Annotated in this window: 6 protein-coding genes; all 6 read left to right on the forward strand. The window is 33.7% G+C overall.

Going from position 1 to position 12,604, the window contains the following annotated elements:
• Positions 1-5: 5 nt before the first annotated feature.
• The 6 genes from rfbD (at position 6) to miaA (ending at position 12,587) form a co-directional block, all read left to right on the forward strand.
• Positions 6-866 (forward strand): dTDP-4-dehydrorhamnose reductase, encoded by an 861-nt coding sequence (gene rfbD / locus NK213_RS03160; protein ID WP_253346716.1) that lies wholly within the window; start codon positions 6-8, stop codon positions 864-866.
• Positions 866-2,062, forward strand: a complete 1,197-nt coding sequence (locus tag NK213_RS03165; protein ID WP_253346599.1) for a GDP-mannose 4,6-dehydratase — start codon at positions 866-868, stop codon at positions 2,060-2,062. Before rfbD ends, NK213_RS03165 begins: the two co-directional genes overlap by 1 nt.
• Before the next feature lie 131 nt (positions 2,063-2,193).
• Entirely contained in the window at positions 2,194-3,084 is an 891-nt protein-coding gene (galU, locus tag NK213_RS03170; protein WP_253346606.1) for a UTP--glucose-1-phosphate uridylyltransferase GalU, read from the forward strand.
• Between the two features lie 716 nt (positions 3,085-3,800).
• Entirely contained in the window at positions 3,801-10,196 is a 6,396-nt protein-coding gene (locus tag NK213_RS03175; protein ID WP_253346608.1) for an autotransporter domain-containing protein, read from the forward strand.
• A 184-nt stretch (positions 10,197-10,380) separates the two neighbouring features.
• Positions 10,381-11,667 carry a GTPase ObgE gene (gene obgE / locus NK213_RS03180; protein WP_253346610.1) on the forward strand — a complete coding sequence of 429 codons (1,287 nt, stop codon included), beginning with the start codon at positions 10,381-10,383 and terminating at the stop codon, positions 11,665-11,667.
• An 11-nt stretch (positions 11,668-11,678) separates the two neighbouring features.
• Positions 11,679-12,587: a tRNA (adenosine(37)-N6)-dimethylallyltransferase MiaA gene (miaA, locus tag NK213_RS03185; RefSeq protein ID WP_253346612.1), complete on the forward strand. Its 909-nt coding sequence runs from the start codon at positions 11,679-11,681 to the stop codon at positions 12,585-12,587.
• Positions 12,588-12,604 lie beyond the last annotated feature (17 nt).

Below are 12,604 nucleotides of genomic sequence, written 5' to 3' on the forward strand. Positions count from 1 at the left end.
GGAGTATTATGATTTTAATAATAGGTTCAAATGGGCAGTTAGGTCATGATTTTCAAAAATTATTTGATAATTTAAATATGAAATATATAGCAGTGGATTATAAAGAACTTGATATCACAAATAATATAAAAGTTGAAGAGTTTTTTAATAAAAATAAGGAATTTAATATTATAATAAACTGTGCTGCTTATAATGATGTTGATAAGGCAGAGACAGATACAGAAAAATGTTACTTACTTAATTCGAAGGCTCCTGAGAAGTTAGCAGAGATATGTCAAAAGAGCGGAGCAATATTTGTAACATATTCAACAGATTTTGTCTTTGATGGACATCAAAAAGTACCTTATACAGAAGAAGACATCCCAAATCCACTATCAGTATATGGAGAATCAAAATATAAAGGAGAAACTGAAGTTTTAAAAAGTTATGATAAAGCATATGTAATCAGAACTTCATGGGTCTTTGGTATTGCAAATAACAATTTTAATAAACAAGTTATAAATTGGAGTAAAAGTAAAAATGAATTGAGCATTGTAGATGATCAGATATCTGTTCCAACGTATTCGAAAGATTTGGCTGAATTATCATGGGAATTAATTAAAACGAACAAGTTTGGATTATATCATTTGACTAATTCAGGAGAGTGCAGTAAGTATGAACAGGCCAAATATATATTAGAGAAAATTGGCTGGAATGGTAGCTTAAGTGTTGCGAAAACCAAAGATTTTAATTTACCGGCAAAAAGAGCAGAGTATACGAAATTATCGTCTGAAAAAATTGAAAAATTGTTAGGAAAAAAAATTCCTGATTGGAGAGATGCAATAGACAGATTTTTAATAGAAATGAAAAATGAGGGAGAATTATAGTGAAAACATATTTAATAACAGGAGCAGCTGGTTTTATTGGTGCCAATTATCTGAAATATGTTCTTAAGTTACACAGGGATATAAAAGTCGTTGTTTTAGACGAACTGACATATGCAGGAAATTTAGGCACAATAGAAGAAAATATTCAAGATGATAGAGTAAATTTTGAAAAAGGGGATATAAAAGACCCTGTTTTGGTAAAGGAATTAATAAATAAGTATAATGTTGATTATATAGTAAACTTTGCAGCAGAATCGCATGTAGACAGATCAATAGAAAATCCTCAGGTATTTTTGGAAACAAATATTCTTGGAACTCAAAATTTACTGGAATGTGCTAAATCATCATGGAAAGTCGGAGAAGATGAAAATAGTTATCCGACATATAGAAAAGGAGTAAAATTTTTACAGATATCGACTGATGAAGTTTATGGTTCATTATCAAAGGATTTTGAAGAACCACAAAATCTGGAAATTTCAGTTGAAGTTGCCAAGAAAATTGCTTCTGACAGAAAATTACAAACTTATGGAAAAGAATTTTTTACGGAAAAAACTCCTTTAGATCCAAGAAGCCCGTATTCTGCATCTAAAGCAGGGTCAGATTTCATAGTACTGGCTTATGCTGAAACTTATAAAATGCCGATAAACATAACAAGATGTTCAAATAACTACGGTCCATATCACTTTCCAGAAAAATTAATTCCTTTGATGATAAAAAATGTTCTTGAAGGAAAAAAATTGCCGGTATACGGTGATGGAAAAAATGTAAGAGACTGGCTGTATGTTGAAGATCACTGTAAAGCAATAGATATTGTTCTTAGAAATGGAAAAATAGGAGAAATATATAATGTAGGTGGCTTTAATGAAGAGCAGAACATAAGAATAGTGAAATTAGTTATTGACATTATACAAGAACTTACTAGAGAAAATGAAGAATACAAAAAAATATTGAAAACAGAATGGGAAAATATAAATTATAATTTAATTACTTATGTTCAAGACAGATTAGGGCATGATAGAAGATATGCCATTGATCCAACGAAAATAGTGAGTGAATTAGGATGGTATCCAGAAACAAAATTTGAAGATGGTATAAGAAAAACTATAATATGGTATTTAGATAATCAAAAATGGGTTGAGGAAGTAATATCAGGAGATTATCAAAAATATTATGAGAAAATATATGGAAATAAATAATAAAAGAGATGTAAATTCTCTTTTTTTAATATAAAAAATATGATAAAAGGAAATATTTATGTTATAATATTTGAAAGTGTTTTTTATACAAATAAAAAATTAAATATATAGAGATAAGCTTAGGAGGAACAATGAATAAAATTAGAAAAGCAGTAATACCAGCAGCAGGTTTAGGGACAAGAGTACTGCCGGCTACAAAAGCTCAACCAAAAGAGATGCTTGTGATTGTGGATAAACCAGCTCTTCAATATTTAGTGGAAGAATTGGTGGATTCAGGAATAGAGGAAATACTAATAGTAACTGGAAGAAATAAGACATCGATAGAAAATCATTTTGATTATTCTTATGAGTTAGAAACAACATTAGAGGAAAAAGGGAAGGAAGATTTGCTTAAAGTGGTACAGCACATATCAAACATGGCCAACATCTACTACGTTAGACAAAAGCAGCCGTTAGGACTGGGACATGCAATAGGTTGTGCGGAAAGTTTCATAGGGGACGAGCCGTTTGTAGTAGTATTGGGAGATGATATTATTCATAATCCAGGCTATCCTGCAACAAAACAGCTGATAGAAAAACATGAACAGCTGGGAAAAGGGAATATTCTCGGGGTTCAGGAAGTACCTGAAACAGAAGTAAACAAGTACGGAATTGTTGATCCTCTGAAAAAAATAGATGACAGAACTGTGGAAGTAAAAGGATTTATAGAAAAGCCTGAAGTAAATGAAGCGCCAAGCAGACTTGCAGCATTGGGAAGATATGTTTTAGAGCCGGAAATATTTAAATACCTGAGAGAAACGAAGCCCGGAAAAGGCGGAGAAATCCAATTGACAGATGCTATTTTCAAAATGGAAAATGACGGGCATAAATTATATGCTTACGACTATGAAGGAATAAGATATGATACCGGGGACAAATTCGGGATGTTTAAAGCCACTGTGGAAATGGCTTTGAGACATGACGAATTAAAGGAAATGGTTTCTGAATATCTGAAAAATTTGAATATTGATGAAATAAAATAAAAAAAATCATTCTTAATAAATAATATAATATATTTATTTTGAATGATTTTTTTCTATAAAATTAAACTAGACACATAATGTGTCTAGTCTGAATAAAAAACTATTATTATTTTCTCTAGCACATATATTATATGTTTCAAAACTTATAAAAACCTTTCAAATACCTTTTTTTTATCTTTTAATTTATTTTATATAACAACAGTATTAAAGAAAAAATATAAATTCTTTTATACAAATAAGAAGTAAACTATAGTAAAGATTTTTAAAAAAACGAACGTTTATTTGAAAAAACATAATAAAAATTTATAAATTACAGAATTTATAAAATAAAATTTCAAAAGTTAAATAATTTAATCGTAATAAAAAATATAACTTTATAAATGTTAAATATAACTAAAATATTATAATTATTGACTTAATTTTAATATTCAGGTATAATGTTATAAGTGTAAATTTTTATAAAAATATAAAATTTCCATATTAAAACATATTACATCTTTGTTTTTTATATATTCAGAATATACAATTAAGTGAATCTGAAAAAACAATAATATTGTTTTTTTATTTTGAAAATAAAAAGTTGTATGACGAAATAGCGTGGAATTATATATTTATAAACTGATATTTTTATTATTAATATGAAAGATAAGTAGGGTTTTTCATCAAAATAATCAAAAAAATATAGCAGATACACAGCTTTTTTATAAGGAGGAGAAATGAAAAAAAATAAAAGCATTATAGCATTTTCACTTGCATTAAATGCAGTATTGTCGACATATTCGGGAAGTGCACCTGCAAAGTCTTTAAATATGAACAGTGATAATGTATACAATAAAATAATAAAAGATATGAAAAGCGGGAAATCCAGCAATGGAACTTATAAAATGCTTGAAGATATTCTAAATAAAAGAAATAAAGAATTAAAAGATTTATATCTTCAGGGAGATTATATAGTAAAGCCTGAATATCTTGAATGGCAGATATTTGCATCAGCATTTTATGCTGAAAGAGATAACGGAGATAATACTTCAGAGAATGCAAGATATAGATCAGGGACTGAGGGTTATTATGATTCAAATGGTGAGTTTGTTTCTACAACTCCTGGAGCAAAGCCGTATAAACCGCCACAAGAACCTAAAATAATTGATTTAGGAATGAGTATACCTCTAAGAGAAATAAATAGAGAAAACTTTAATATACAAATAAATTTAAATGCTGAAAAGCCGGCAGTACCCGCGGTACAGGGAGAAATCGTACTTGATAGTCTAAAGGCGCCAAATTTGGATCTGATAACTTTTAATCCACAGGCACCAATAGTAAATTCAGTAAATCCACCTACAGTAAGCATAGTTATACCATCTCTTATAGTATACGCCAACAGTGCAGGAGATACATTACTGGGTGTTAACGTTAATGTAGGAGCTGGTACACACACATTAAGTACTGTAGCAGGAATGCCTGGAGGGTCAAATACATATAAGGATAATTCTGTTGTAGAATACGGCGGTAACGGTGGATCATTCTCTTCAGCTGCAAATTCTGAAATGGTAGTAGATGTCAGCAAAAGAAGAGCTGTTTCAATAGATTCAAATAAAAATCTTACATTTACTAATAACGGAAAAGTTACTCTCGTTTCTGAAGAAACTGCTGGACTGGAGGTTCAATCTAATTATGATATGTCAATTGGAAGTGTGCCTACTGTAAATGATCCTGATATGACAGCGATAAATAACGGGACAATAGAAGGTAAGGGGAATAAACAGGTAGCGATGGTATTTACGCCTGAGCAGGATGCATGGGGGCTTAACGCACTTGAAAACAGAAAAGATATAATAATGAGTGGATCACAGTCTACGGGAATAGCCTTAAATGGAGCTGCAGGACGGGCATGGAAATTAAAAGCTTTAAACAGCGGAAATATAGAATTAAACGGCACAAAAAGTTTTGGAATAGCCCTTCCGAAAAACAGTAACCTAATGACAGGTTCGTCAATACTGAATGATACCGCAGGAATAATTACAGTAAAAGGAGACGAGTCCGGAGGTATAGTAGTACAGAGTATAATAGAAAGCGGAGTTTTGAATAAAGGAAGTATAGCTATAAATTCCAATAAGTCGTTTGGATTATATTCTGAGATTACAAATGAAATAAAAAATGACGGAAAAATAACTTTAACTGGAAGTTCTGAGTCAATAGGACTAAGAAGTGCAGGCGGTTTTTTGAGCAATACAGCATCAGGGAAAATAACTGTAACAGGCGGTTCTAAAAATATAGGTATGTATGCATCGTCAGGAAAAGTGGAAAACAGCGGAGAAATAAGTATAACTGCAGGTACGGATAATACAGGAGCAGTACTTAACGGAGCTTCATCTTCTGGGAAAAATACGGGGAAAATATCAGTGTCCGGTACAGGATCAAGCGGTATTATAGTTACAGATGGAGCGTCATTTGAGAACACGAATGAGTTAACTGTAAGCGGAGCTGATTCATATGGACTGATAGCAAAGGGCGGAACAGTAAAAGGAGGAACTGTTAATATTGATGTAACAGGTTCAGGATCAGTAGGCGCATATGCTGGAGGAAGTTCTTCTGCGAGTAATGTTGAAATAACAGGTGGAAATGTTAATCTTTCCGGCGGAGGAATAAATTTTAATTCTGGGCAGAATGGTACATTAAACCTAAAAAATACAAAATTCATTACTGGAAAAGAAAGTTTAGGATTTTATGCTACTGGAAACGGAATAATAAATATTCAAAACCTTGAAGGGACAATAAAAGGAGGCTCTGATTCAACAGAAAGAGGAACAGCTTTTTATGTAATAGGAAGCGGAGTAGGATCAACGAATATAACAACATCTGCGGACATAGAAAGTCTTCTTGCAAGTTCGGGAATAAATATAAGCGGTCTTAAACTGAACATGGAATCAGGTTCAAGATTATTCTCGCTGGGGAATGTATCGCTTAACCTGAGTGTAGTGGATGGTATAAATACTGCCGGCTTTACAACAATGACAATAAACGGAAGTGACTATAAAACGATCCTGCTTCATAAAGGGCTTTTAAACATAGATAAAAATGTTAATCTCGATGATACAAATTCAGATTATACAAAAATAGAGATGGCAAACAGCAGTATAATAAATAACAGTATAATCACAGGTGCAGGAAATTCAAAAGTAGGAATGGCACAGGCAAATGCTGCGGGATTAGCTAAAAATACTGTAAATCTGGTTAATAACGGCGAAATAAATCTTTCAGGACAGGAATCAATTGGTATTTATTCTAATTACGGAATAATAGAAAATAATAATATTATAGAAACAAGCGGTTCAAAATCTTACGGAATTTATGGTGTAAACGGAACTGAAGTGATCACTGCTGCGGGAAGTGAAATTAAGACAGGCAGTGAGGGTGCGGGAATAGTACTTCAAAGTTATGTGACAGATCCATTGACAGGAACAGTAGTAAGCAGCGGGTACGGAGACGGTACGTTTAAACTGGAGCATGACGGGAAAATAACAGTATCAGGATCAAAATCATTCGGAATTTATGCTGATAATAATGATGCTGCAGTATCACCATCTATAACAAACAGAATAGTAAACCTAAATGCAGGATCAATGATAGATTTAAGCGGAACAACAGATAAAGGTACAGGTGTCTATGCTAATAGATCGACTGTTAACTCTACAGGAGATATAAAAGTTGGTTCTAACGGGGCAGGAATATATTCTAAGGACAGTAAAATCAATATTAACGGTGGAATAATAGAATTAGCAGGAACTGATTCTACAGGGATAATTTTGAGTGGAACATCTGATCTGACTGCAACAGCTGGGACTATTAATGTAAAAGGAAATAACAACACAGTTTTTGTAGTAGGAGCAGGCTCTGTAACAACAGGACTTGAAAATATTTTGGTAAATATAGATCCGGGATTAAAACTGACACTGGCAAATGTAAAGAATAATACATTTACATATGACGGAACTATATCTGGTCTGGGTGAGGAATCGGTATTGATATACGGGGATAATTCGAATATCAGTCTTGGAAACAGTGCTGTAATTACTTCTACAGCGGCAAAAGTTACAGGATTGGCAGCAACTGGTCAAAAAGCTGTAAATAAAGGGGTATTATCATTAACAGGATCTAACTCTACAGGAATTTATACTGATGGTGCTGATGCAGTAAATGAAAATAATATAGTTCTTGGAGTAAGCGGAATAGGAATATATAATAAAGGTGCTAAGGCTGATAATATTTCCGGTGAGATAAAAACAGGAGAGAACGGAGTCGGAATATTCGGGACAGATTCAACAAGCCTGAATAACAACGCATCAATAAATAGTGCTGAAAAATCTGTAATAGGGATTTATTCCGAAGGAGATATTACAGGGACTTCAGTAAAAAATGACGGATCAGGAGTTATTGATTTATCAGGGGAAAATTCAATAGGAATCTATACCGCAGGTACTTCGGCAAAAACAATAACTAATGATGGTATAATAACTATGGGTAACTCTTCTGACATAAATAACCCAAGTATAGGAATATACAGCAGTACATCAGGAAACAGCATTATAAATGCTAATAAAATAAATACCGGTGATAATTCTGTGGGAATCTACAGTAAAGACGGTACTGTTACTCAAAGCGGGGATATAAATTCCGGTAATGCTGGAACAGGAATATACGCATCTGGAGGATTGGTAAATCTGAACAACGGTTCATCAATAAATGTCGGAAGCAATGAAGCGGTGGCAGTGTACGCAGTTAATGGTGCCGGAATAACAAATAACAGCTCAGGTATAACATTAGGAAATAAAAGTATCGGATTTGTGCTGGAATCTGGGGCAACACTGACTAATAACGGTTCAATAACATTAGGAGACGAAAATATATTCGTATATGGAAATGGTGCCGGAACTGTGACAAGTTCAAATATAGCAGCTATATCCGCGACAGGTTCAAACAATATAGTCTTTTATACTGTTAACGGAGGAAATGTAGTAAATAATTCTTCAATAACAGCTGATACAGGAACAGGAAATATAGGTATATATAATAAGGGCGGAAGTATAGAAAATCACGGGGATATATATTTGGGGAATTCTCAGATTATATATAACGGCAGTATAGTAGATGCAGAAAACAGCAGATATTCAGTAGGTGTTTACGGGGAAAATTCAAAAGTAGAAAACTACGGAAATATAAGTCTGGGAGAAGATGTAGTAGGGGTATATGTAAAAGACAACTCGGTAATAGCTAAAAATCACGGAATAATAACTGCAGGAAGTTTGGCAAATCCTAAAAAAGGAGCAATTGGTATATTTGCTGACGGCGGAGTAGGATTTGAAAACTTTGGGGATATTACATTATATGGTGAAGGCGTAATAGGTATTGCCGGTAAAAATGCCGGAAAAATAATAAACCATGCAGTAATATCAGTAACAGGAGAAAATTCTGTGGGAATATACGGGACACTAAATACCGAAGTAGAAAATAAAGGTACAATAAATGTTTCCGGAAATAACGGAATCGGAATAATTGCGCCGGATGGTAAAATAATAAATGAAGGAACTATCAATTTTTCTGACGGAGCTTCATCTGTAAAATTACAGGACGGTTATGCAATACCTGAACTTATAAATGCCGGAATAATAAATGTAAACGGACATTTCAGCAATGAAGGAATGGAAATTTCATTAAAGCCAAACCTTGATACATTACAGGAATCTACAATTCCTGGTGTTGATTTCACATTGAACAGCGGATCAATATCAGCTAACAGTATGCATATAACAGATACAGTAAAAATACTCCCGGATTTTTCACAGGGGACTAATGCCAAAGTATATAAACTGGAAGATGTTTTTCTGACAAGCAACGGGACAATAACATCATCAAATGGAAAAATACCTGTAGTAAGTAAATCACTTACATGGGAAGCAACGCCAAAAGTAAATGCAGACGGAAATGTGGATATATACATGCAGAAAATTGATTATCATGATTTTACAGACGGGTTATGGTACGATGATTTTGGTAAGGCACTGGATGATAAATATGCAGGAGCTTCTGGAGATGGCGGTAAAATATTTGACCAGATAGATCTTCTGGAAAATGAAAGAGACTTCAGACATGTAATGGCAAGTCTTGCAGGTAATGTTTATTCTAACATAAATCAAAGAGAAGATGATATGGCAAGAGTTTTTGAAAATTCGCTTGATCTTCTTCAAAATTCAACAAACAATACAAAAGAAAATGTAAAAATAAATGTTATAGCAGGAAAAGGAAGAAATACTGAAGATACAGACGGAGTAGTAGGATATGATTATACTACAACAGGAGTATTGGCTTTACGTGAAGTAGAAAGAACTTACAGACACACATTCGGGTATTCACTTGGTTATTTACACACAGGATTTGAATTCAAGGACGGAAACCAGAGTGAGGAATGGGTAGATACGGTTCAGCTGGGTATTCATAATAAATACAAGGCTAATGACTGGAAAGTATTAAATAATCTAACAGGAAGAGTAAGTTTCCATAATATAGACAGAAATATAGACTGGCCTTCACCAACAGGAAGATCAGAAATGAACGGATCATATGAAACATACTCAGTAACTTCTGATAATATACTTGGCAGAGAATTTTCATTAGGGAAAAAGGCGAGCATTACACCTTACGGAGCATTCAGGGCAATGTATGTAACAAGACCGGACTTTAGTGAAAAAGGACTCGAAGCACTGGAAGTGGAAGGAAATGATGCATGGAGTGCAAAACCAAGAGTAGGAGTGGAAGTAAAAGGAGCAGTACCTCTTGGATCGAATACAGCATGGCAGCTGAAAGGTGCACTTGATGTAGCTTATGAATACGAGCTTGCTGACTTGAACGAAAGAGAGAGAGCAAGATTAATCTCTGTGGAAGATAATTATCATAAATTATCAAAACCGGAAGATGAAAAAGGAACTTTCAGAACAAGAGCTTCAATTGGTGTAGAAATAGAAGACAGATACGGAATATTTATTAACGGAGAATATGGAGTAGGAAATGACAGCCGTGATGATTACAGAGCAGGTGTCACTCTGAAAGCAGTATTTTAATTATAATTAATTGTTTAGGGACGGAACAGAAATGTTTCGTCTCTTTTATAATATTATACTATTTAAAAAATATTATAAAATACAGAAAATATCAAGTGTATACAGCAACAGCAATATGTGATATAATAAACAATATTTATAAAAAATACAGAAAATTCATAAATAATGAAATAAAGGAGAACAAATGTTTATAGATGAAAGCATAATATTTTTAAAATCCGGTGACGGAGGAGACGGAGCCGCTACATTCAGGCGTGAAAAGTTTGTACAATTCGGCGGACCAAACGGCGGCGACGGAGGAAAAGGCGGAGATATAGTTTTTGAAACAGATCCTAATATAAATACCCTCGTTGATTTTAAGTTCAGCAAAAAGTTCGTGGCTTCAAACGGTGAAAACGGAAGAAAAAACAGAGCTGCCGGGAAGTCAGGGGATGATCTTGTAATAAAGGTGCCTGTAGGTACTATGATAAGAGATGTAGAAACTAATAAACTTCTCATGGATCTGAATGAGGAAAATATGAAAGCAGTTTTCTTAAAAGGAGGAGACGGCGGAAGAGGAAATGTACATTTTAAATCTTCTGTAAGAAAAGCTCCTAAATTGGCAGAAAGCGGAAGAGAAGGACTGGAATTGAAAGTAAAGCTGGAATTGAAGCTTCTTGCTGATGCTGCACTCGTAGGTTATCCAAGTGTAGGGAAATCAAGCTTTATAAATAAAGTATCTTCTGCAGGTTCAAAGGTAGCGAGTTATCATTTTACCACATTGAAACCAAAGCTTGGTGTGGTACGTCTCGGAGATGAAAAAAGTTTTGTAATAGCAGATATTCCGGGATTAATAGAAGGAGCCCATACAGGAACAGGGCTTGGAGACAGGTTCCTGAGACACATTGAGAGATGTAAGGTAATATTGCATATAGTGGATATTTCCGGAATGGACGGGCGTGATCCTAAGGATGACTTCATAAAAATAAATAAAGAACTCGAAAATTACAGTGAAAAGCTGTCAAAGAAAAAGCAGATAGTAATTGCCAATAAAATAGATATGCTTTTTGATGATGAAAAGTATAATGAATTTGAAGAATTTGTGAAATCTTTAGGTTATGAAAAGGTTTTTCCTGTTTCTGTTCTTGCGGGAGAAGGTATTAAGGACGTAATCAGTGAAACATGGAAGCTGATTCAGGAAATCCCGAGGGAAGAGCTGGAAGAGGAACATTCGCTTGAAGAAATTCTTCCTGAGATTATAAACAGAAAATCAGACTGGATCATAACAGAAATAGATGAAGGAGTATTTGAAGTAGAGGGGCAGATAGTGGATAATGTCCTGAAAAAATATGTGTTTAACGGTGACGAAGGTGTGGTAAACTTCCTTCACATGATGAGATCTTTGGGAATGGAAGGTAAACTGGAAAAAGCCGGGGCTAAAAACGGAGATACCATTGTAATCGCAACATATGAATTCGAATACATTGTTTAAAAGGGAGAGGCATGAAAGGATTAGTAATAGCAGGGCCTACAGGTGTAGGGAAAACCGAGCTTTCTCTTAAACTCGCCGAAAAGCTGAAAACAGAAATTATATCGGCAGATTCAATGCAGATATACAAAGGCATGGATATAGGAACAGCAAAGATAAAACCTGAAGAAATGAACGGCATAAAACATTATATTATAGATATTATCTCGCCGGATGAGGATTATTCTGTAGGGAACTTTGAAAGGGATGTAAACGGGATACTGGAAGAAAAAGAGAAAAATAATGAGGATATTATTATCGCCGGAGGAACAGGACTTTATATAAATGCTGTGACAAACGGGATATCAGAACTTCCTGAAAAAGATGAAAATCTTCGGAAAAATCTGTCAAAGAAGTCTTTGGAAGAATTGCAGGAAGAGCTTTATAATCTTGATCCTGAATCATATAATGAGATAGATATAAAGAATAAGATAAGAGTTCTGCGTGCTTTGGAAGTGTGTATTTTGAGCGGGGAAAAATTTAGTATTTTAAAAAATAAAAATATAAAAAGAAATAACTATAATTTTATGAAAGTCTTATTGGTAAGAGACAGAGAAGAGTTATATAGCAGAATTGATAAAAGAGTTGACATAATGATGAATGATGGTCTTTTACATGAAGCAGAAGAAATTTATAATAAGTATAAAAATTCGCTCTATAAAATAAGTGCTATAGGTTATAAAGAGCTTTTTTCCTGTTTCAACGGAGAGATATCACTTGAGAATGCTGTGGATAAGATAAAAATGGAATCAAGAAGATATGCCAAAAGGCAGATGACATGGTTTCGCCGTGAGAAAGATTATCATATTTATAATTTGAGCATTCAGAGTGAGAATGAAATATTTCAGGATATTTTGGAAAAGTGGGAGAATTATAATAAATAAACATCCTTATTTCTATA

Origin of the sequence: Sebaldella sp. S0638 (assembly GCF_024158605.1) — a bacterium.
Classification (GTDB): Bacteria; Fusobacteriota; Fusobacteriia; order Fusobacteriales; family Leptotrichiaceae; genus Sebaldella.